This is a genomic window from Synechococcus sp. A15-60 (assembly GCF_014280095.1).
Lineage (GTDB): Bacteria > Cyanobacteriota > Cyanobacteriia > PCC-6307 > Cyanobiaceae > Synechococcus_C.
Window position 1 is genome coordinate 1,238,016 of the sequence record NZ_CP047933.1, and the last position, 21,265, is coordinate 1,259,280.

Annotated in this window: 21 protein-coding genes; 16 read left to right on the forward strand and 5 right to left on the reverse strand. The window is 59.1% G+C overall.

The features are described from left to right. Positions 1–72 precede the first annotated feature (72 nt). Genes carB through SynA1560_RS06825 form a run of 3 tightly spaced genes read left to right on the forward strand, consistent with a single transcriptional unit; the run spans position 73 to position 5,461 of the window. A complete protein-coding gene (carB, locus tag SynA1560_RS06815; protein WP_186501499.1) occupies positions 73–3,396 on the forward strand; it encodes a carbamoyl-phosphate synthase large subunit in 3,324 nt (1,107 codons plus the stop codon). Between the two features lie 26 nt (positions 3,397–3,422). Next, positions 3,423–4,091, forward strand: a complete 669-nt coding sequence (locus tag SynA1560_RS06820; RefSeq protein ID WP_186501500.1) for a DUF3386 domain-containing protein — start codon at positions 3,423–3,425, stop codon at positions 4,089–4,091. Next, positions 4,091–5,461 (forward strand): sodium:alanine symporter family protein, encoded by a 1,371-nt coding sequence (locus SynA1560_RS06825; RefSeq protein WP_186470858.1) that lies wholly within the window; start codon positions 4,091–4,093, stop codon positions 5,459–5,461. The genes SynA1560_RS06820 and SynA1560_RS06825 overlap by 1 nt, the downstream gene beginning before the upstream one ends. A 125-nt stretch (positions 5,462–5,586) precedes the next feature. Here SynA1560_RS06825 and SynA1560_RS06830 read toward each other — a convergent pair whose 3' ends face one another. After that, positions 5,587–5,817 (reverse strand): DUF6447 family protein, encoded by a 231-nt coding sequence (locus tag SynA1560_RS06830; RefSeq protein ID WP_186470859.1) that lies wholly within the window; start codon positions 5,815–5,817, stop codon positions 5,587–5,589. A 35-nt stretch (positions 5,818–5,852) separates the two neighbouring features. After that, on the reverse strand, positions 5,853–7,595 hold the full coding sequence (locus SynA1560_RS06835; RefSeq protein WP_186470860.1) for an ABC transporter ATP-binding protein: 1,743 nt from the start codon (positions 7,593–7,595) through the stop codon (positions 5,853–5,855). Between the two features lie 15 nt (positions 7,596–7,610). Here SynA1560_RS06835 and SynA1560_RS06840 point away from each other — a divergent pair, with 15 nt between their 5' ends. Genes SynA1560_RS06840 through SynA1560_RS06855 form a run of 4 tightly spaced genes read left to right on the forward strand, consistent with a single transcriptional unit; the run spans position 7,611 to position 9,893 of the window. Beyond that, positions 7,611–7,817, forward strand: a complete 207-nt coding sequence (locus SynA1560_RS06840; RefSeq protein ID WP_370523200.1) for an RNA-binding S4 domain-containing protein — start codon at positions 7,611–7,613, stop codon at positions 7,815–7,817. Positions 7,818–7,876: 59 nt separating this feature from the next. Next, the gene (tpiA, locus tag SynA1560_RS06845) at positions 7,877–8,608 is read left to right on the forward strand and encodes a triose-phosphate isomerase (RefSeq protein ID WP_186470861.1); all 732 of its coding nucleotides are present in this window, start codon (positions 7,877–7,879) and stop codon (positions 8,606–8,608) included. Between the two features lie 6 nt (positions 8,609–8,614). Beyond that, positions 8,615–9,448, forward strand: a complete 834-nt coding sequence (gene folP / locus SynA1560_RS06850; RefSeq protein WP_186470862.1) for a dihydropteroate synthase — start codon at positions 8,615–8,617, stop codon at positions 9,446–9,448. A 40-nt stretch (positions 9,449–9,488) separates the two neighbouring features. Continuing rightward, positions 9,489–9,893 (forward strand): thiol-disulfide oxidoreductase DCC family protein, encoded by a 405-nt coding sequence (locus SynA1560_RS06855; RefSeq protein WP_186470863.1) that lies wholly within the window; start codon positions 9,489–9,491, stop codon positions 9,891–9,893. Positions 9,894–9,980: 87 nt separating this feature from the next. On the opposite strand, the gene SynA1560_RS06860 is transcribed toward SynA1560_RS06855, so the two are convergent. Further along, positions 9,981–13,991: a magnesium chelatase subunit H gene (locus tag SynA1560_RS06860; RefSeq protein ID WP_186501501.1), complete on the reverse strand. Its 4,011-nt coding sequence runs from the start codon at positions 13,989–13,991 to the stop codon at positions 9,981–9,983. A 118-nt stretch (positions 13,992–14,109) separates the two neighbouring features. On the opposite strand from SynA1560_RS06860, the gene dapB reads away from it, so the two are divergent. Genes dapB through SynA1560_RS06885 form a run of 5 tightly spaced genes read left to right on the forward strand, consistent with a single transcriptional unit; the run spans position 14,110 to position 17,371 of the window. After that, positions 14,110–14,961, forward strand: a complete 852-nt coding sequence (gene dapB / locus SynA1560_RS06865) for a 4-hydroxy-tetrahydrodipicolinate reductase (RefSeq protein ID WP_186501502.1) — start codon at positions 14,110–14,112, stop codon at positions 14,959–14,961. Positions 14,962–14,967: 6 nt separating this feature from the next. Continuing rightward, the gene (locus SynA1560_RS06870) at positions 14,968–15,621 is read left to right on the forward strand and encodes a hypothetical protein (protein ID WP_186470866.1); all 654 of its coding nucleotides are present in this window, start codon (positions 14,968–14,970) and stop codon (positions 15,619–15,621) included. A gap of 37 nt (positions 15,622–15,658) precedes the next feature. Further along, the gene (locus SynA1560_RS06875; protein ID WP_186470867.1) at positions 15,659–15,910 is read left to right on the forward strand and encodes a high light inducible protein; all 252 of its coding nucleotides are present in this window, start codon (positions 15,659–15,661) and stop codon (positions 15,908–15,910) included. Positions 15,911–15,957: 47 nt separating this feature from the next. After that, the gene (locus SynA1560_RS06880; protein WP_186501503.1) at positions 15,958–17,136 is read left to right on the forward strand and encodes an FAD-dependent monooxygenase; all 1,179 of its coding nucleotides are present in this window, start codon (positions 15,958–15,960) and stop codon (positions 17,134–17,136) included. A 19-nt stretch (positions 17,137–17,155) separates the two neighbouring features. Beyond that, positions 17,156–17,371, forward strand: coding sequence for a DUF2949 domain-containing protein (locus tag SynA1560_RS06885; protein WP_186470868.1), 216 nt, complete (start codon positions 17,156–17,158; stop codon positions 17,369–17,371). Positions 17,372–17,398: 27 nt separating this feature from the next. Here SynA1560_RS06885 and SynA1560_RS06890 read toward each other — a convergent pair whose 3' ends face one another. Then, complete coding sequence (locus SynA1560_RS06890; protein WP_186470869.1) at positions 17,399–17,962, reverse strand: adenine phosphoribosyltransferase; 564 nt, start codon at positions 17,960–17,962, stop codon at positions 17,399–17,401. On the opposite strand from SynA1560_RS06890, the gene SynA1560_RS06895 reads away from it, so the two are divergent. The 3 genes from SynA1560_RS06895 to SynA1560_RS06905 all read left to right on the forward strand — a co-directional run bounded on the left by SynA1560_RS06895 (position 17,961) and on the right by SynA1560_RS06905 (position 19,699). Further along, positions 17,961–18,518: a DUF3038 domain-containing protein gene (locus SynA1560_RS06895; RefSeq protein ID WP_186470870.1), complete on the forward strand. Its 558-nt coding sequence runs from the start codon at positions 17,961–17,963 to the stop codon at positions 18,516–18,518. The genes SynA1560_RS06890 and SynA1560_RS06895 overlap by 2 nt on opposite strands. Before the next feature lie 13 nt (positions 18,519–18,531). Further along, the gene (locus SynA1560_RS06900) at positions 18,532–19,167 is read left to right on the forward strand and encodes a DUF4335 domain-containing protein (protein WP_186470871.1); all 636 of its coding nucleotides are present in this window, start codon (positions 18,532–18,534) and stop codon (positions 19,165–19,167) included. A gap of 154 nt (positions 19,168–19,321) precedes the next feature. Next, entirely contained in the window at positions 19,322–19,699 is a 378-nt protein-coding gene (locus SynA1560_RS06905; protein WP_186501504.1) for a hypothetical protein, read from the forward strand. Here SynA1560_RS06905 and SynA1560_RS06910 read toward each other — a convergent pair. Next, on the reverse strand, positions 19,696–20,154 hold the full coding sequence (locus tag SynA1560_RS06910; RefSeq protein ID WP_370523202.1) for an EF-hand domain-containing protein: 459 nt from the start codon (positions 20,152–20,154) through the stop codon (positions 19,696–19,698). The two genes, SynA1560_RS06905 and SynA1560_RS06910, sit on opposite strands and share 4 nt — an antisense overlap. 241 nt (positions 20,155–20,395) lie before the next feature. Here SynA1560_RS06910 and SynA1560_RS06915 point away from each other — a divergent pair, with 241 nt between their 5' ends. Beyond that, positions 20,396–21,109: a response regulator gene (locus tag SynA1560_RS06915; RefSeq protein WP_186471074.1), complete on the forward strand. Its 714-nt coding sequence runs from the start codon at positions 20,396–20,398 to the stop codon at positions 21,107–21,109. Positions 21,110–21,265: the final 156 nt, after the last annotated feature.

A 21,265-nucleotide genomic window follows, 5' to 3' on the forward strand; every position in this document is an offset into this window, starting at 1 on the left:
CTGTGCAAATAACGCTGTCTCTTACGGAGGCTGCGTGGGAGACTGAAATTGTTTGGCCGCAAAGAGAAGCCCATGCCACGGCGGAACGATCTTCGTCGCATCCTTCTGCTGGGTTCGGGGCCGATCGTGATCGGACAGGCCTGCGAGTTCGATTACTCGGGCACCCAGGCCTGTAAAGCACTTCGCGCCGAGGGCTACGAAGTGATCCTGGTGAATTCCAATCCGGCGTCGATCATGACCGATCCGGACATGGCGGATCGCACCTACGTGGAACCGCTCACGCCTGAAGTGGTGGCTCGGGTGATCGAGACGGAACGTCCGGATGCGCTGCTGCCCACCATGGGTGGTCAGACGGCACTGAATTTGGCGGTTGCCCTGGCTGAAAACGGCACCCTGGAGCGCTTTGGGGTTGAGCTGATCGGTGCGGATCTTCAGGCCATCCGCAAAGCCGAGGATCGACTGCTGTTCAAGCAGGCCATGGAGCGCATCGGCGTGAAAGTCTGCCCCTCAGGCATCGCTTCGTCCTTGGAGGAAGCCGAAGCGGTGGGCGCTGCCATTGCGTCCTTTCCGCGCATCATCCGACCGGCGTTCACGCTGGGCGGCAGCGGCGGTGGCATCGCGTACAACCCTGAGGAGTACGCCGCGATTTGCAAAAGCGGTCTTGATGCCAGTCCCGTCTCTCAGATTCTGATTGAAAAGTCTCTGCTGGGCTGGAAGGAATTTGAGCTGGAGGTGATGCGTGATCTGGCGGACAACGTTGTGATTGTCTGCAGCATCGAAAACCTGGACCCCATGGGGGTTCACACCGGGGATTCGATCACGGTGGCTCCGGCCCAGACCCTTACCGACCGTGAATATCAGCGCCTGAGGGATCAGTCGATCGCCATCATCCGCGAGATCGGTGTGGCCACCGGCGGCAGCAACATTCAGTTCGCCATCAACCCCGCCGATGGTGAGGTGGTGGTGATCGAGATGAATCCCCGGGTGAGTCGCTCGTCGGCCCTGGCCAGCAAAGCGACAGGCTTCCCCATTGCCAAGATCGCCGCCCGTTTGGCTGTCGGTTACACGCTCGACGAAATTCTCAACGACATCACCGGTAAGACCCCGGCCTGCTTCGAGCCCACGATCGACTACGTCGTCACCAAGATCCCCCGATTCGCCTTTGAGAAATTCCGTGGATCTCCCGCGGTGCTCACAACGGCGATGAAATCGGTGGGTGAAGCGATGGCCATTGGTCGCTGTTTCGAGGAGTCGTTTCAGAAAGCGCTTCGTTCTCTGGAAACGGGTCTTTCCGGTTGGGGCGGCGATCGCGATGAACCCGTTTTCACAGATGCTGAACTGGAGCGTTCGTTGCGGACGCCCTCTCCGGATCGGATCCTTTCCGTGCGCGCAGCGATGTTGGCCGGCCGCAGTGATCAGCAGATCCATGCCCTCAGCCGAATTGATCCCTGGTTCCTGGCGAAGTTACGGCTGTTAATCGATGCAGAAACTGAGCTGCTGAAGGGGCGTGCACTAGCTGACCTCAGCAGCGATGACTTCCTCCGTCTCAAGCAGCTGGGCTACTCCGATCGTCAGATCGCCTGGTTTACGGAGGCTGATGAGCTCGCGGTGCGCTCGGCACGCCAATCTTTGGACGTCCGCCCAGTGTTCAAAACCGTCGACACCTGTGCGGCTGAATTCGCATCAACAACGCCTTATCACTACTCCACTTACGAGCGGCCGGCAGCACGCCTGGATGCATCCGGTGCGCTGGTGTCCCTGCCCACGGCCACTGAGGTCTCGCTGGAATTAAAGCGCAAGCTGATGATCCTTGGTGGTGGTCCGAATCGGATTGGACAGGGCATTGAGTTCGACTACTGCTGCTGTCATGCGTCGTTCTCTGCGCAGGATCTTGGTTTTGCCACCGTGATGGTCAACAGCAACCCTGAGACCGTTTCCACCGATTACGACAGCAGCGACAGGCTGTATTTCGAGCCCCTCACGTTTGAGGATGTTCTGAATGTGATTGAGGCGGAACGCCCGGATGGCGTGATCGTGCAGTTCGGTGGCCAGACCCCGCTCAAGCTGGCCATGCCGCTGCTGCGTTGGCTGCAATCTGCGGAGGGGCAGGCCACAGGAACCCGCATTTGGGGAACATCACCGGAATCGATCGATCGCGCAGAAGACCGGGAACAGTTCGAAGCGATCCTGCGCGAGCTTGAGATCCGTCAGCCCCGCAATGGCCTGGCCCGCAGTGAGGCAGAAGCCTTGGCGGTGGCTGAATCCGTTGGGTATCCCGTTGTGGTGCGGCCGTCTTACGTGCTGGGTGGTCGCGCCATGGAAGTGGTCTACGACGAAGCGGAACTCAATCGCTACATGCGTGAAGCCGTGCAGGTGGAACCCGACCATCCTGTGCTGATTGATCAGTACCTGCAGAACGCCATTGAGGTGGATGTGGATGCACTCTGCGATCGCGATGGAGTGGTGGTCATTGGCGGCTTGATGGAGCACATCGAACCAGCGGGAATTCATTCCGGGGACTCCGCATGCTGTCTGCCGTCGATCTCCCTGGGCGATGAGGCTCTGGCCACCATCCGGTCCTGGGCGCGGGACTTGGCTCTGCGTCTGAAGGTTCAGGGCTTGATCAATCTTCAGTTCGCGGTTCAGCGCACCGAATCTGGTGAAGAACGCGTCTTCATCATCGAAGCAAATCCCCGTGCTTCTCGCACTGTTCCTTTCGTGGCCAAGGCCACCGGTGTGCCGCTGGCGCGGGTTGCCACCCGTCTGATGGCTGGTGAAACGCTGGCTGATGTGGGCGTCACGGAAGAGCCAAGGCCACCGCTGCAGGCTGTCAAAGAAGCTGTGCTTCCCTTCCGCCGTTTCCCGGGTGCCGATTCATTGCTGGGACCTGAAATGCGTTCCACTGGTGAGGTGATGGGATGGGCTCCTCAGTTCGGCATGGCTTACGCCAAGGCCGAGCAGGCTGCTGGTGATGCGCTCCCAACCCAGGGAACGGTGTTCTTGTCCACTCACAACCGTGATAAGCCCGCTCTGGTTCCTGTGGCGAAGCGACTGCTTGATCTGGGTTTTTCGCTGACAGCCACGTCAGGGACCGCTTCCACGTTGCATGAAGCCGGTCTGGCCGTCGAGCCTGTGTTGAAGGTGCATGAGGGGCGTCCAAACATTGAGGATCAGATCCGTTCAGGCGACGTGCAGCTGGTGATCAACACGCCCATAGGACGCCAGGCTGCCCACGACGACCGTTATCTGCGTCGCGCAGCGCTGGATTACTCCGTGCCCACCCTCACCACGCTGGCGGGAGCGCGTTCAGCGGTGCAGGCCATCGAGGCCCTTCAGTCCCAGACGTTTGGAATCCATGCTTTGCAAGATGTTCATGATCAGGTGCAGGCCCGGTAAGGTCGCGGAAGCTTGCGCGTCTTCCCGTGACCGTCTCCAGCCCTTCAACCATTGCCGCCGGCAGCGACTGCCGCGATGCCTTTCGTGCCGCCTATGAAAACCGCTACACCTGGGATCCCGGGTTTGGTGGCTACAAGGGTCGCTGCATCTGGCAGCAGGGCGAGCGGACTGTGGAAGGTCGATTCCAGGTTGGTGCTGATCTGAAGGCCAGTGTCGAGGGCATTGAAGATGCCGAGGTTGAAAAGGCCGTGGCCTCACAGCTTTGGGAAGTGGCCATCCACCGTGTGCGTCGTCCCTTTGAGCAAGTGCATGGCGAGAACACTTTCACGGCTGGCAACAGCACCGCCGAAGGCCTGGAAGTGTTGATCGGCGGCAAGGGGGAAGGCGACCGCTATCGCATTAAGGATGACGTGGTGACCATGGTTCACCGTCATATCCACGGCACGGTAGTGACGATTCACACCGGCAGCACCACGGATACCGGCGCTGGTTATTTGAGCCGCGACTACACCAGTCAGTATTCGGATCCCGCAACAGGTGAGGCCAAGGGACCTGCCAATTCCTTTGAAGACACCTTTGTTGCTCTGGGTGATCAGGGCCGCTGGGTGTTGGAGCGTCGTGCCATCCAGACCAAGGATGCCGATGGCAACGACAGTGTTCAGGTGTTCCAGTTCACCGATCTGGAGGCGTTGTGATGATTGTTTTTGCTCAATCCCCTTCGGGCCTGGATCGTCTGGTCACGTCCATCAATGGTCCCATCAACGCCTTCGCATGGGGTTGGCCCACGATCGGGTTGATTTCCTTTACCGGCGTTCTGCTGATGGTCGGTCTGGGATTCATGCCGATTCTGCGTCTGCCGTATGGCGTGCGCATGATGTTCTCCAGTCCTGAAAAGGCCGATGAGGGCGATATCACCCCCTTCCAGGCCCTTATGACGTCTTTGGCGGCAACCGTGGGCACCGGCAATATCGCCGGGGTGGCCTCAGCAATCGCCATCGGTGGACCCGGTGCTGTGTTCTGGATGTGGTTGATCGCATTCTTTGGCATCGCAACCAAGTACGCCGAGGCGGTGCTCGCCGTCCACTACCGCGAGGTGGATGAATTGGGCAACCACGTCGGCGGACCGATGTATTACATCCGCAATGGTCTTGGCCCTCGCTGGATGTGGCTCGCTGGCCTGTTTGCCCTTTTCGGCATGCTCGCCGGGTTCGGGATCGGCAATGGCGTCCAGTGTTTTGAAGTGTCGAGTGCTCTGCTGACCTTCGGCATTCCCCGTGCCTACACGGCTGTTGTTCTCGGCGTTCTGGTGTTTGCCGTGATCGTCGGTGGTGTGCGTCGAATTTCCGAGGTCGCCTCGGCAGTCGTGCCATTCATGGCCATTGCCTATGTTCTGGCTTGTCTGATCATCCTGTTGACCAATATCAGCGCTTTGCCCGAAGCCTTCGGCAGCATCTTCACCAATGCCTTCACGGGGAAAGCGGCAGCGACTGGCACCCTGACCCAAGTGATCCTGATGGGCTTTAAACGGGGAATTTTCTCCAATGAAGCTGGTCTAGGCAGTGCTCCCATCGCCCACGCTGCGGCCAGAACCAACGACCCTGTCCGTCAAGGCACGGTGGCCATGCTGGGCACGTTCATCGACACCTTGATCATTTGCACTCTCACCGCTTTGGTGATTTTGGTGAGCGGAGCCATGGATGGCGTTCTCTCCGGCTCTGACTTATCGATCGCCGCCTTCAACCAGGCCTTGAACGGATCCGGCTTGGTGGTGACGTTGGGACTGCTGATCTTTGCATTCACCACAGTGCTGGGCTGGAGTTTCTACGGCGAGCGCTGCACCGAATATCTGTTCGGTGTTCGCGCCATCCTTCCGTTCCGCATGGTTTGGGTGGTCGTGGTCGTGGTCGGTTGTCTTGTGGGCGACCGTGGTGTCGTCTGGGGTGTTGCTGACACACTGAACGGATTGATGGCGATTCCCAACTTGATTGCCTTATTGCTGCTGTCTGGAACGGTGTTCCAACTCAGCCGCAGTTATTTCAGCCGCTCGGTTGAAACCGCTGACTGAGACACACCGGATTGAGAAACCTCAGGCTGTGTGTTGGGGACTGCTCAACTCTCAACCACGAAAAAGCCCCCGCGTCAGCGGAGGCTTTTTTTGCGACACGCCGGTGCCGTTGAAGCGGATGACGATCAGCCGTTGTCGGGCAGGGGGGTGACGTTCTTGAGCCGTTCGTTTAGCTGCATGGCCAGTGATTGACGTCCTACGGCCAACACTTTGAGGGTGTCTTCGTGCATTCTCAATTGAGCGTCGGCAACCTGCATGCCACGAACCAGCTCTTTCAGTTCGTCAGGCAGGGCATTGAGGTCGTAGCGCTTGCCTTCGAAGGTGAGCACAGGGTTTTCCGTAGGAGTGGCAGTCATGAAAAGCGGCTGAAATTGCCTGATTCCAACGCAACTTAGCCGCGTCCATCGCGAATCATCTGACGTTCACACAGATCGCGATAGCGACCATTGCTCGCCATCAGCTGATCATGGGTTCCCTCTTCACTGATGCGGCCCTGATCCAAAACAACAATCTGGTCAGCCTCCTGAACCGTCGCCAGGCGATGAGCGATCACCAACACCGTGCGTCCATGCATGGCCTGGCGTAGCCCCAGCTGAACGGCCGCCTCAGCTTCGGCATCGAGGGCACTAGTGGCTTCATCAAGCAGCAGAACAGCAGGGTTGCCGAGCACAGCCCGTGCAATGGCAATCCGTTGCAGCTGGCCGCCGGACACGTTCGTGCCTCGCTCCTCAAGTTGGGTGTCATACCCCTTGGGCAACGCCATGATGAAGTCGTGGGCATTGGCCAGACGGGCGGCTTCGGTCAGCTGTTGGTGGCTGGCTTCGCGGCCAAAGAGGATTGCGTCGGCGATGCTGCCTGAAAACACGGTGGTGCGCTGAGGCACAAGCGCCACCTGCTTGCGCAATTCGCGTGCTTTCACTTGCGACAGGTTGGCACCATCCAGTTCAATCTCACCCGACTGTGCCGTGTTGAAGCGCAGCAGCAGCGAGAACAGGGTGCTCTTGCCGGCTCCCGAGGGGCCGACCAGGGCCACCACTTGCCCTGCGTGAATGCTGAGGTTGATGTCGTTCAGCACCGGCTCACCGTCGCCATAGGCAAAGTTGACCTCCCGCAGGTTCAGGTGACCTGCCGGGCGTCCGATCGGAATGGCAGGGTTTGGGTCGGCTGCTTCCTGGGGTTGGCGTTCGATCTGGCGGAGACGCCGTAACGACGCCTGGCCCTGCTGAAACTCGTTGAAGTTATTGGTGACGTGAGCGATGGGATCAATCAGCACCACCAACCCGGTGAGATAGCTGCTTAATCCGGCAATGCTTAGGTCATTGCTCTGAATTCTCCAGGCGGCTAGTCCCAGGACGGAGAAGAGGCCGACTACCTCGATCATTCCCACAACAGGGTGCTGCAGGGCGACCAGGCTGTACGTGCGGTGTCGCGCTTTCCTGTGCTGATCGATCTCCTCTTCGAAGCGGCCTTGCAGCCATGGCTCGGCAGCGAAGGCGCGCACCAGGGGGAGTCCTTCAATGGCTTCGCCCAGAAGGCCGGCCAGTTCACTCACCTTCTTCTGACTGCGTTCGGTGGCGGTCATCACCCGTGCGCCGAACATGCTGATCAGCCAGATGATCAGAGGGGCGAGCAACAGAATCGACGCCGTGAGTTTCCAGTCGAGCCAGAGCATGTAGCCCAGCACGGCGAACAGCTGCAGCACGCTGGGCAACGTGTCGTGCACCGACTTGTAGAGCACTTCACTCACCCGATCCGCATCCTCGGTCAGGCGGTAGGTGAGATCGCCTGCAGAGAGTTTCTCCAAAGCCCCCAGTTCCACGGTCTGGAGCTTGCTGAAGAGGTCACTGCGCAGGGTTTTGCTCACTTGCAGTGCAGGTCCGGCCAGCAGTGAGTCCTGGCCGAACTGAGCCAGTTTCTGCACAGCAAAGATCAGCACCCCCTGTCCGATCAGGCTGAGCACGCGTCCGAGATCCCGGGAACCGAGGGCTGGGAACAGGTCACCGGCGAGGTTGAGCAGCAGCAGGAAGCTGCTGACGTACACGAGCATGCAGATCAGCCCGACCACCAGTTGACGCAGGTGTGGACGGAGCAGGGGCAGAAGCCTGCGGAATCCTGCTTCGGACGGTTTCAGCATCGCGTCACACTATCAATGGTCTTCCTCGCTGTTCCCTCGATGCGCCTTGATCAGTTCCTGAAATGGAAAGGCTGGGTCGGGACGGGCGGTGAGGCCAAGATGCGCATCCAAGCAGGTGAAGTGGTGGTGAATGATTGCGTCATCACCCAGCGTGGTCGTCAGCTTCATGTGGGTGATCATGTGTCGATGGGCACCGATCAGGCCATCGTCACCGACATCTGAATCAGATTTCCCGCGCTGGAACGTAAGTTGGCTGCTGCTGAACTGCAGAGGACGCAAGAGTGCGCAAACCGGTGATCGCTGGAAACTGGAAGATGCACATGACTTGTGCCCAGACCCGAGATTGGTTGAGCACCTTTCTTCCACTGATCGCCAACACCTCTGACGATCGCCATGTGGTGGTGGCACCCCCGTTCACGGCGATAAGCACCATGGCGGAAGCGAGTTCAGGGTCGCGGGTCGAGATTGCTAGTCAGAACGTGCATTGGGAGGGCCAGGGGGCCTACACCGCTGAGATTTCACCATCGATGCTCGAAGAGCACGGGGTGCGTTACGCGATCGTCGGTCATAGCGAACCACGCAAGTACTTCAGCGAAAGCGACGAACAGATCAATCACCGGGCGCGTTCGGCTCAGGCCAACGGGCTGATCCCAATCGTTTGCGTCGGTGAAAGTGATGAACAGCGCAGCCGCGGCGAAGCCGAACGTGTGATCCGTCGTCAGGTGGAGCAGGGACTGGAAGGTCTTGATCCCAGCCATCTGGTCGTGGCCTACGAACCTATCTGGGCCATCGGAACAGGCAAGACCTGTGAATCCGCCGAGGCCAATCGCATCTGTGGCCTGATCCGCAGCTGGGTGGGGGCTCCTGACCTCGTCATCCAGTACGGCGGCTCCGTGAAGCCAGCCAACATCGATGAGCTCATGGGGATGAGCGACATCGATGGTGTGCTGGTGGGCGGCGCTTCGCTAGATCCAGAAAGCTTCGCTCGCATCGCGAACTACCAAGCCGCCTGATCCAGGATGCGACGTCCGGTTTGCTGGGACGAACGTTCGGCCGTGATGGGGGTGATCAATCTCACTCCGGATTCCTTTAGTGACGGCGGTCGTTTCAACCGGCTTGATCTCGCCCTCAGAGAGGCCTCAAAGCAGGTGTCCGCTGGGGCGGATGTGCTGGATCTCGGGGCTCAGAGCACCCGACCTGGAGCTGAGGAGGTGGGTGCTGAAGAAGAGCTCCGACGCCTGCTCCCTTCTCTGGGTGCGATTCGATCAGCCCATCCCGAGCTGATCATTTCCGTTGATACCTTTCTGGCTCCGGTGGCGGAGGCTGCTTTGGCAGCCGGTGCTGACTGGATCAATGATGTCAGTGGTGGCCGGCGGGACCCCGCGATGGTTGCACTGGTGGCGGACGCTGGATGCCCCTACGTGCTGATGCACAGCAGGGGAGACAGCAGCACGATGGATGCATGCACGGATTACGGCGATCGCGGAGTGGTGGCCGGTGTGCTCAGTGAGCTCCGCCGCAGCACGGATCGTGCTTTGGCTGCCGGTTTACGGCGGGAGCAACTGATCTGGGATCCAGGCCTTGGCTTCGCCAAGTCCAACGACCAGAATCTGGAGCTCCTTTGCCGGTTGGAAGAGCTGCAACAGGATGGCATTCCTCTTTTGCTCGGTCCTTCCCGAAAGCGATTCATCGGAGCTGTGCTTGATGAGCCTCGAGCTCGGGCCAGGATCTGGGGAACTGCGGCCGTCTGTGCCAGGGCTGTCGAGGCAGGTGTGCAGGTGTTGCGCGTGCACGATGTTGGGCCGATGAGCCAGGTGGTCAGGATGGCCGCAGCAGTCAAGCGGACCGCATGAGCGAACTGGCTAGAACTGACTCCGTTGCTGACCCTGCTGCATGAGCACGAGCCCGGAGCTCACTCTCCTCTACGACGGAGGTTGCCCTCTCTGCGTCCGTGAAGTGACGTTCTTGAGTCGCCGTGACCGTCAGGGAACCATCCATTTCGTGGATGTTGATGCACAGGATTACCGGCCTGAGGACTGGTCAGGCATTACGTATCGACAGGCTATGGCCAAGATCCATGCCATTCAGGCCGATGGCACTGTGCTCACCGATGTGGCGGTGTTTCGTGAGGCTTATCGCTTGATCGGCCTTGGCTGGATCTATGCACCAACGACTTGGCCCGTGCTGGGCGCGGTCGTGAACGCGGCCTATGCCGTCTGGGCGCGTTTTCGACTCAGGGTGACAGGGCGTCAGCCTCTGGATCAGCTCTGTGAACAGCGCTGTGAGCGTTCACTCTGAGTTGGACCAAGCCTCGATCGAAGCCGTACCGAAAAGGCCGGTGAGCCATCACCGGCCTTGAGATGGCGAACCGACGGTCGCTGTGATTCAGGCTGTGGTCACTCCCTCAATGCGATCTTCAACCTCTTGATAGAGCTCTTGGAGTTGCTCGATGTTCTCGTCGGAGGTCTCCCAGTAGCCACGACCATGGACCTCGAGAAGCGTGCCAACGATCTGACGGAAGCTGTTGGGGTTCAGTTCCAGCAGACGCTTGCGCATCTCAGGGTCATTGATGAAGGTCTCGTTGGCTTCCTCATAAACAAAGTTGTCGACGGCGCCGCTGGTGGCACTCCAACCGAGGGTGAAGTTGAGGCGCTTGGCCACTTCACGGACACCTTCGTAGCCGGAGTCGAGCATGCCTTCGTACCACTTGGGATTGAGCAGCTTGGTGCGTGAATCCAGGCGGATTGTTTCACTGAGCGACCGCACTTGGGCATTGGCGGTGGTGGTGTCCGCGATGTAGCTGGTGGGAGCTTTGCCGTCGTCACGCAGACCAGCAATCAGTTTGGTGGGGTCGGAGTCGAAGTAGTGGCTCACGTCCGTGAGGGAGATCTCTGCGGAGTCCAGATTTTGGAAGGTCACATCAGCGGTCTTCATCACGTTCTCAAAGACTTCGCGCTTCTGATTCATTTCACCGGGGTTGTCGGCGTTGAACGCGAAGGTCTTGCGCGAGAGATACATCTCTTGCAGTTCGCCCTCTTCTTCCCAGGTGCTGTTCTCCACCGCGAGATTCACGTTGGAGCTGTAGCTGCCGCTGGCATTGGAGAAGACTCGGCAGGCCGCATCGCGCAGTGAAGTTCCTTCCTTTTCAGCCTGTTCGAGCGCGTGCTTGCGAACGAAGTTCTGATCGAGTGGTTCGTCGGCTTCTGCGGCCATCTTCACGGCCTGATCGATCAGGGCCATTTGATTGATGAACAGATCGCGGAACACACCAGAACAATTCACCACCACGTCGATGCGGGGGCGCCCGAGTTCCTCCAGGGGGATCAGCTCAAGCTTGTTGACGCGACCCACGGAATCGGGCATCGGTTTGACACCCACAAACCAGAGAATCTGGGCGAGCGACTCGCCGTAGGTCTTGATGTTGTCGGTACCCCAGAGCACGCAGGCAATGGTTTCAGGCCAGGTGCCTTGCTCTTCGCGCTGACGTTCAATCAGCTTGTCGACGACGCCTTTGGCTGCAGCCACCGCAGCACGGGTAGGAATGGCCTGGGGATCGAGCGCGTGGATGTTCTTGCCACTGGGCAGCACACCGGGATTGCGGATCGGATCACCACCGGGTCCGGGCAGGATGTATTCGCCGTCGAGAGCCTTGAGCAAACTCTCCATTTCCATATCAGCGCACACCTGCTCAAGGCAGAAGCGCAAATAGGCGAAGAGCTTGTCAAGTTCGGTGGAATCGATCTGAACGAAGCCCGCACTGCAACAGGCCCTCAGCCAGGGGGAAGGGAGTTTGAAGCCGAATTTGGACAGTAAGTCGTAGAACCAGCCGAAGCTGTTGCGAAGACTCACCCGTCCGTCGCGGCCGGTGAGGCTGCGGACCATGGCTCCAATGGCTGCCCTGGAGGTCTCGGTGATAGTGCGATTGAGCTCTACATCCGCAAGGACGCCTTCGTCGTTGCCTTTGTAGATGTCTTCGATCGTGCGACCCATGGCCTCAGCGAGCAGGCCAGGCAGGGAACGCAAGTCGTCTTCCTCGCGTTCAAGGGCAGCGATGTTCACCAGCGTTGCGATGGCTTCCTCCGCGGTTGGAGGCTTGCCGATGGTGTGAAGACCGCAGGGAAGCAGCCGGCTTTCGATCTCCATTAATTGGCGATACACCGCACCGACAAGGGCGTCGCGCCCCTCGAGTTCGAGCGCCGAGGAATCGTCATCGGGCAGGTCGACGTCTTTGTCGAGATTGCACTGACGTGCCGTTTCGATGATGGTGTTGACGATTTGCACACCACGACCGCCTTCACGCAATTGCTGGTAGGAGCCCACCAGCTCTCCGAGTTCTTTTAGGCCCTTGTAAAGACCAGCATTTTCTGCTGGAGGAGTGAGGTAGCTAATCGTGGAGGCGTAGCCCCGACGCTTGGCAATCGTGGCCTCTGAAGGGTTGTTGGCTGCGTAGTAGTAGAGGTTCGGCAGCGCACCAATCAACGAGTCGGGGTAGCAGGTTTCGCTCATGCCCATCTGTTTGCCGGGCATGAACTCCAGAGAGCCGTGGGTGCCGAAGTGCAGCACCGCATCGGCTTTCCAGATTTTTTGGAGATAGGTGTAGTAAGCCGCGAAGCCATGGTGAGGGCTCGCACTCCGGGAGTAGAGCAAGCGCATGGGATCACCCTCGTAGCCGAAGGTGGGCTGCACGCCAACGAAGACGTTGCCGAAATGGCGACCGAAGACAAGCAGGTTCTGGCCGTCACTGTTGAGATTGCCAGGTGGCTTGCCCCAGTTCTCTTCCAGACGCTCGGAATAGGGCGTCAGGCGCTCGTATTCCTCCACACTCATCCGGTGGGCGATCGACAGCTCCGGTGATCCCTCCATGGCATCGGCGTCATTGATCACCGCTTCCAGCAGGGCACGGGGGTTTGGAGGCAGATCCTGCACGTCGTAGCCCTGAGCCTTCATTTCCTCCATCACGCGATGGATGGAGCCGAACACATCGAGGTAGGCCGCTGTTCCGACATTGCCCTTGTCGGGAGGGAAGCTGAAGACTGTGATGGCCAGCTTTTTCTCCGTGCGCGGCTTGATCCGCAGCGATGACCAGCGGATGGCGCGTTCCGCAATGGCATCAACTCGATCTTGCAGCGTGTGCGCTTTGCCGGTGGCGTCATCGCGACCGGAGAGGACGATCGGCTCAATGGCACCGTCGAGTTCCGGGATCGCGATCTGCAGGGCGACCTGCACCGGGTGGAGGCCTAGGTCACTGTCTTCCCATTCCTGAGTGGTCTGGAACACCAGCGGAAGAGCCACCATGTAGGGCCGATTCAACTTCTTGAGCGACTCGATGGCCTTGGGGTGATCCTGACGAGCGGGACCACCCACCAGTGCAAAACCGGTCAGCGAGACTGTGCCGTCAACCAGCGGTTGCTCTGGGTTCAGTGGGTCGTAAAAGAAGGCGTTAACTGGCTTGGAGAAGTCCAGGCCACCGCAAAAGATCGGGATCACGCGGGCACCGCGGAATTCCAGCTCCTGGATGGTGGCGACATAGTGAGCATCGTCACCGGTCACGATGTGGCTGCGCTGCAGCACCAGTCCGATCACGGGCCCTTTGCGGGCTTCTTCAGAGAGATCGGTGCGGCTCGCGGTCCAGTTGAGATATTCCTTGAGGTCCTCGAACATGGATGGTGCGAGGGGGTGCCAGATGCCCAAGTCGGGGAAGACTTCGGGTTCAGCCACCTGCATCTCGGGACGTTCCTCGCCCCCGGCAGCGGGGAACACGTATTTATCCGCAAGCATCAACAGAAAGTTGCGAAGATTGTCTGGCGTTCCGCCAAGCCAGTACTGGAAGCTGAGCATGAAGCTTCTAGCGTCCTGGGCCTTCTCAACCGGCAGATACTTCAGAACGGTCGGAAGCGTGTTCAGCAGCTTGAGCATCGCGTCCTGGAACCCGGCTCCACCGGCTTCCTTTCGCTTTTTCATGAAGCCGGCAATGGCGCTCTTGCTCTGACCGAGCTGCGCCATCGAGAAGCTACCCAGTTTGTTCAGACGCATCACCTCCGGCATGGAGGGGAAGACCACCGCAGCCTTGAGACGGTCGCGGTGGGGAGCTACGGCATCCACCACCTTCTGAGCCAGATCCTCAATGAAAATCAAGGAAGCGACGAAGACATCTGCTTCGGACACGTCGCGCTTGAAATTTTCGTAGTTTGTCTCATCGCGCAGCTCCTCGATCAGGTAGCCGCAAAGATCGATGCCGAGATCTCCATTGGCAGCGTTCAGAGCTGTTGCCGCCTGGGTGAGTGCATTTTGGTACTGGGGCTCAAGAACCACGTACACCGCCTTCATGACGGATTTGTGGTTTTGACCCTCCACAGGAGCAACGCGGCGATCGGCGGAGCGGACCTGTGTGAACATCAGCGCACTTTTAGCTATGTGAAGAACGATACGGCCGACAGGCCACCACTGCGTTATTCCACAACCTTGGTGTTACAACCCGGCTGCCCCATAGGCTCATTCGAGACCGATTTCCCGCATGAGCGCTTCTGCGAGTCCTTCAATCCCTGTGCTGGTGACCGGAGCGCTGGGGCGCATGGGAGCCGAAGTGATCCGCGCCGTGCAGGCATCGCCTGACTGCCATCTGGTGGGGGCAATCGACACGACACCTGGCAAAGAGGGTGCCGATGTCGGTGAGCTGCTGGGACTGGGGGAACTTGAGGTAGCGCTTACCGCCGACCTCGAAGGCTGTCTTTGCGCCAGCAGCCAGGCGGTGCGTGATGCGGGCCCGGGGAAGGGTGCGGTGATGGTGGATTTCACCCACCCATCAGTTGTTTACAACAACACAAGGGCTGCGATCGCTTACGGCGTGCATCCCGTGATTGGCACCACCGGCTTGTCACCTGAGCAGCTGCGGGATTTGCAGACGTTTTCTGAAAAGGCCTCGGTGGGAGGGGCTGTGATCCCCAATTTCTCGGTTGGCATGGTGCTGCTTCAGCAGGCAGCGGCCGCAGCGGCGCGCTTTTATGACCACGCTGAGCTAACGGAATTGCATCACAACCGCAAGGCGGATGCTCCCAGTGGCACTTGCATCAAGACTGCAGAGCTGATGGAAGAACTGGGAAAAACTTTCAACGCCGCGGAAGTGGATGAGCATGAGTCCCTCGAGGGCAGTCGCGGCGGTCAGCGCCCCAGCGGCCTTCGGCTCCACTCCCTTCGTCTTCCCGGGCTTGTGGCGCACCAGGAGGTGATGTTTGGGGCTCCCGGTGAGACCTATACCCTTCGCCACGACACGATCGACCGATCCGCTTATATGCCCGGGGTTCTCCTCTGTGTTCGGAAGGTTCGTCAGCTTTCGGGTCTTGTTTACGGCCTCGAACGCCTCCTTTGAGTCGTCATGCTCATTCCTCTAAGGCCCGGTGAATTGCAGCGGCTGATACCGGCGGTGGCCACGGGAACTCAGTTCCAGGCCATGGTCGGTGATCCCCGCAAAATCCTGCAGAGGCTGTTGATTTCAGGCATTGGTGGCGTGATCACGCTGTTGATCAGTCAGAGCTTGTCGTTCAACCGTTGGGGATCGGTGTGGCTCGTGGCGGGTGTAGTGCTTCTGCTCTACATCCTCTGGGGACCGATCCTTGAGGCGGGCCGCCGCAATGCCACCTTGCGGCGCTATCCCGCGGCTGCACTGTTCGAGGGAGAGGTGGTGGATGCCTACACCCGAGAGCGGGTTGAAAATCAGCGTGAGCAGGCGGACGCCAACGGCCGGTTGGAGCTCGTCGAGAATCGGCGAACCTGGATGATTCTCGAGCTGGCGGATGAAGACGGCTACCTGGGTCGCGTCAGTTTTCCAATGGCCAAAACCCATTCCGCCATTCGAGCCGGGGTGCTGATTCGTTGTCTGGTGCTGAGCGAACGCAAGGACTTTTCCCGCATCGGTGCTTTGAGTGATGCCTGGTTACCCGAGCTGAGACTTTGGGTCGGCGAGTATCCGTTTCTGTTGCGTCCGGCCTTTGAAGATCTATGCAGGCTGCGGTTGCGTAAAAGTTCTTAATAAGTAGGTTAAGCTGTGTAAAGAAGACAGGTTGAACATGTCCCAGGCTCCCTCCAATGCTCCCACCATCCGTGGTGCCAGCGTCACCACTGAAGACGGTGGCCGCCTTAATGCCTTCGCCACTGAGCCCCGCATGGAAGTCGTCGACACCGAAAGTGGCTGGGGATTCCACGACCGGGCCGAAAAGCTGAACGGTCGCATGGCCATGCTGGGCTTTATTGCGCTTCTCGCCACAGAGTTTGCCCTCGGAGGCGAAGCTTTCACGCGTGGTCTTCTTGGTATCGGCTGAACAAGTTGACTTCTGTGGTGACGATTGCTTCTCCAACGCGGGATTCAGTGGCCACCACAGATTTTCGTCGCTTTCGAATTGTCGGAGCTGGTCCTACGGGAGCACTACTGGCTCTTGGACTAGCGCGCCAAGGTCACTCAGTTGATTTGATCGACGCACTACCCCGGCAGGCATTGCTCGATCGCAGTCGTGCCTACGCCATGACGCACTCGTCTCGGCGGTTGCTTCAACGCCTCGAGCTCTGGTCCGATTTGTCCCCTGAGCTCACACCCTTCACAGCGCTACGTCTTGATGATCGAGCCACCCATCAGACCGCTTGGTTCACACTGAATGATCTGAACGATGCCAACCGCAAGGCCGAAGCCATTGGTTGGATCCTTGATCATCGACCGTTGATGCGCCTGTTGCTGGACCATCTTGAGCAATCACCGCGGGTAGCGTTGCGCTTTGGCGTTGCCGACAACGCCCCCTTTGCATCCCCTGCCTCCGTCTCGGGGGAGTGGATGATTGCGGCTGATGGCCCCCGCTCCTCGCTGCGCGAACGCTCGGGGGTTCTGTATTGGTCTCATCGTTATCAGCAGGGATGTCTGACTGCCAAGGTTCGTCTGCGGGGTGCTGAACCTTTCACGGCCTACGAGTTGTTCCGGCCTGAAGGTCCGATGGCCGTTCTTCCCCTCGGAGAGGATCGCTATCAGGTCGTCTGGAGTGCGCCGATCAGTCTGTGTCGCGATCGTGCCGGGTCCAACAGCATGGAACTCCTGTCGGCTCTCACGGCCATTCTCCCGGAAGAGCTCTCGGTCACAGAACTGTTGGACCGCCCAGGGGCTTTCCCTTTGGAGTTGAGCTTCGCGCCGCGACTCGATCGTCATCGTTTGCTGCTGGTGGGTGAATCGGGGCATCGTTGCCATCCGGTCGGAGGTCAGGGGTTGAACCTCTGCTGGCGTGACGTCAGTGATCTGTTGGATTTAACCCAGCAACTGCGCGATGGAGTCTTGACATCACGCGCTCTGCCACGCCGTTACACGCGCAGGCGGAGACTGGATCTGTTAAGTGTCCTGCTGGCGACCGATCTACTGATTCGGTTCTTCTCCAATCGTCACCTGCTGCTCTTGCCGCTCCGACGCTTGGCACTCGTCGCGCTTGCCCAGCTGGGTTGGCTCCGTCGTCTCAGTCTTTCCGCAATGACCGATGGTCCGGGCACACTGCTGAGATCACTGCCAGAGTGAGCCCAATACACTCTTCGTCATGGTCATCAGCAGTGATCCTCAACCGGCAGTGTCCAGGGCGCTGATTGACTTTCTCCACCAAAAACTCGGGTTGAGTGACAACGCCATCAATCTGGGACTCCGTCAGGCTGAGCTCGAACAGGCGCCGTTGCCTGTGGTGCTTTGGAGTTTCGGTTTGCTGAACCTGACGCAATATCAAGACGTTCTCGACTGGCAGCTGCAACAACAGTCCTGAAGGTCTCTGTGCGCTCTCCAGCGTGGATCAGCCATAGGTGATCAAGGAGTCGATCGCCACGCCTTCAGGCAGACGCTGACGACCCTCAAGATCAGCCAGTTCCACCACGAACGCGCAGCCGAGCAGTTGTCCTCCAGCACGTTCAATCAGCTGAACGCTGGCTGCCGCCGTGCCTCCGGTGGCGAGAAGGTCGTCCACCAGCAAAACGCTGGAACCGTCGGCAAGAGCGTCGGCATGAATTTCCAGCCGATCGGTGCCGTATTCAAGTGAATAGTCGATGCCAACTACCTCACCTGGCAGCTTTCCGGGCTTCCGAATGGGGACGAAGCCGAGGTTTCGTCGGGTCGCAATCGCAGTCCCCACGATGAATCCTCGCGATTCAATGCCCACGATCAAATCCGGTTGGAGGCGCTCACAGATGTCGTCAAACTGACGCATGACCTCAGCCCAGCCTTCAGGAGCGCGCAGCAGAGGCGTGATGTCGCGAAACAGGATTCCTGGCTTCGGAAAGTCGGGGACATCACGAATGAACTGACGAAGATCCACAGGGTGGTGACGCGAAGGCCTCAACCCTGCCATCATCGCAGCCATGACTGAAGTCACTGCTCAGGCGGCTCCTGATCCGTCCTTGCCAGATGCCGTCCTTGGCCGTCGTGCGCTCGAGCGCCTGGATCTGCTGTTGCTCACCGTTGAGTCTCTCGATCTCAATGGTGGTGAGGCCATGCTGTGGGCCACGCGCCAACTGGGCTTCGAGTCGATCTTTCCCAATCGCGTCGAGCTCTGGAAACGTCGCTGCCACAATCCCCTGCGACGTTCCACCCGTCGGGGGCAGCTCAGCGCTGTGGAAACCGAGGCTTTGATCAGAATTCTCTGCGTCATGGCTGACAGGCTCTATCCGATGCTTCATCAGCTCTTGTCGAGTCGTGAACCGGAACACCTCACCCGCGAACGCTGGGCGCTGGTTGATCAGCGTCTTCGCGATTTGATCGAAGAACGCATGAACCCACGCCGCGGGGCGATTCAACGGTTGCTGGGCGTTGAACCTGGAGCTGCCCTCCAGCGCCAACTGGTTCTCACTCTGGCTCTGGCGTCTGGTCCCGGAGGCGTCGATCGTCTACGCGCCAGCCTTCTTGACCCCACCCCCTGAACGTTGAACGGCGATGTTGAAACAGTCTTACCGCTATGACCAAACCTCAACCCGTTTGGAGGTGGAGGGACTCCCTGACCTCTCAGCCGGTCACGGTGATCAGGCCATCGGCATCCTGTCGTCCTGGCGGTTGATGATTGTCGGCGGCACAGAAGTCGAAGGCCGACGTGAACATCTGGAATCGCTCATGCGCGTGGTGATTCCCTACGTGCGATTGCGGCTCTCCAACGTGGTCCGTTCCGTGGGAGAGGAGGGGGATCCCGTCAGAATCGTGGCAGAGGGGGTTCAGCATCGACTGGATCTGACGAGCGGTCAGGCCGATGTTCCACCTTTATCGATTCGCCTAGACGACGCGGAGCTTGCTGATCTTGTGCGCTGTCTGGATGCCCTGCGGATGGACACCCGTGTTCGCCTCGACTGGCCGTCCATCCAGCATGAACCGCTGCATCGTCGCGATCTTGTCGAACGCATCCCCCTGACAAAACGGCTGGCAACTCCTTTGCTGGGAGGAGCGACGTTTGCTGTTCTTGGTCTTGTCGCCATGCTGCTTCCAGTGCCGCAGCTTGAACCAGGTCCTCAGGAGATCACTGAACCCTTGAGCACGGAGGCTCCGATCAGCGATCCTTCACAAGAGGACGAGAAGCGTTGACCTGACGAAGGGCCTCACCAGAATGTAACGATACGTTCAGGCCACTGATGCGTCCTCGCGGTGATTGTCGAACTGAGGCATCCAGTCAACCGTGGTTGCCGGTTGCTGTTCGGCAATGTCCATGAGGTCTCCGAACCTTCGTCCTCTGCGACCAATGTCGAAGACCCGTCGTGTGTTCACGGACCGTCAGCCTCGCCGTCAGCCATCGATTGGCAGGCAGTTTGTCGAGGGTGTGTTGTTGTTGGCCCTCGGCTCCGCAGCTCTGGCATTCCTGAGCTGGTTGCCGCAAAAGGATGAAGGCTTGCTGGTGGTCAGCGAAGCCATCGCTGACCTCATCGGCGGCATCGGTCAGCTCCTTGAAGGGCTGCTGGGACTGGCGGCAGTGATTGTTGTCGCGCTTTTGTTGGTTGGCGCTCTGTTGGCGTTGATTTCAGGCCTCATTCGCTTGTTTCGCTCGCTCAAGCGCACCTTCAGCCCGCGAGCTCCCAAGTCGGTTGCTTCCATGCCTCACCGTCGTCGCAATCGTCGCTAAGGCGTCATGCGTGGCGCCAGAGAACGCTGGACAGTCCAGAGCTCTGTCAGCGTGAGTCCCCCATCGCCATCGAGATCGAAGCTTGTGAAATTCCTGCTCAGCCAGGGCAGAGCCTGACATTCATAGCGATCGATGCGTCCATCACCATTGCGGTCAGCCTGGTGAAAACGTTGTTGCAAGCGTGCACCGCTCGGATGGGTGCTTCTGGCTTTGAGGTCGTCCAGCAGAAGAAATCCGCGTGAATCGCGACGCTGCAGCCGTCGTTCGAGGTACGGCTGGCCCTGAACCTCATCGGACTCCAGTCGTCCATCCCCGTTCACGTCGAGCCGTACGAACATCGCTTCCATCCGTTGCCCGTAGATCTCCACCGGCCGAGGATCTGCCAAAACAGCCACAGATGACATCAGGCCCCCGATTCCGATCAGCCCAATGGCGCTCCAGCAAGATCGGTTCAAGGGCTTCAGCATCCCTTGAGCTTATGGACGCTCGCCTTGAAGGACATGTCTGAGTCGTGACAGTCCTCCGATCAGCTGTGACAGGGTCCTTTCCTGCGAGACATCGAGTGGCGAGATCCATACCATCGAATCAGCATCAAGATGGATCGAAAGCCATGGCTGTGAACCCGACGAACTGGGTGCTCGAATGATGACCTCCACCGCCAATTCTTCAGCTAAGCCCGCGGCGAAGAAACCCTCGATGATCTGGGTCGTGGACGATGATCCCGATCTGCGCCAGATGGTTGGCACGTACTTAATCGATCAGGGTTATGACGTTCGCAGTCTCAGTGATGTGAAGCAGCTTGAGGCACGCCTGGAATTTCAGCGTCCAGATCTGATTGTGCTCGATCTGATGATGCCCGGAGATGACGGTCTCACCGCGCTGCGTCGTCTGCGGGATGCTGGCGATGATCTTCCTGTCGTGATGCTCACGGCGCGTGGTGATGGAGTGGATCGCATCATTGGACTGGAACAGGGCGCAGATGACTACCTGGCCAAGCCGTTCCTACCCCGTGAGCTGTCGGCCCGCATCGAAGCGGTGCTGAGGCGTCGCAGTGCGCTTCCCGCCGGGACGCCGTTGGCTGAGGGTGGTGATGTGGTGTTCGGTGAAAATGTGCTGGACCTTGCCGCACGGACGCTGATGCGCGAAGGACAGCCTGTGGTGATCACCAGTGGTGAATTCAGCTTGTTGGCCGCTTTTGTTCAGCATCCCCATCGTCCGCTGTCTCGCGAACGGCTGATTGAGCTGGCTAGGGGTCCCGGTTGCGACACCGATAGCCGCAGCATGGACGTGCAGGTCTCCAGGGTGCGCAAGTTGGTGGAACCTGACCCGACCAGGCCGCGTTATCTGCAGACCGTCTGGGGATACGGTTATGTGTTTGTTCCGGATGGTGAGCCTCGTACGAGGCATTGATCCACCAGGTTCAATCAGCGTGACGCGTCAGCATCATTGCGTTGCTTTGATTGTTGTCCGTGAATTGCGAACACAAAAAACGATTTCGATGACCTCAACATCCAGGGTTGTCAACACATCAAGCGCAATGAGTTGCGCTTGATGTGTTGCTTTGAG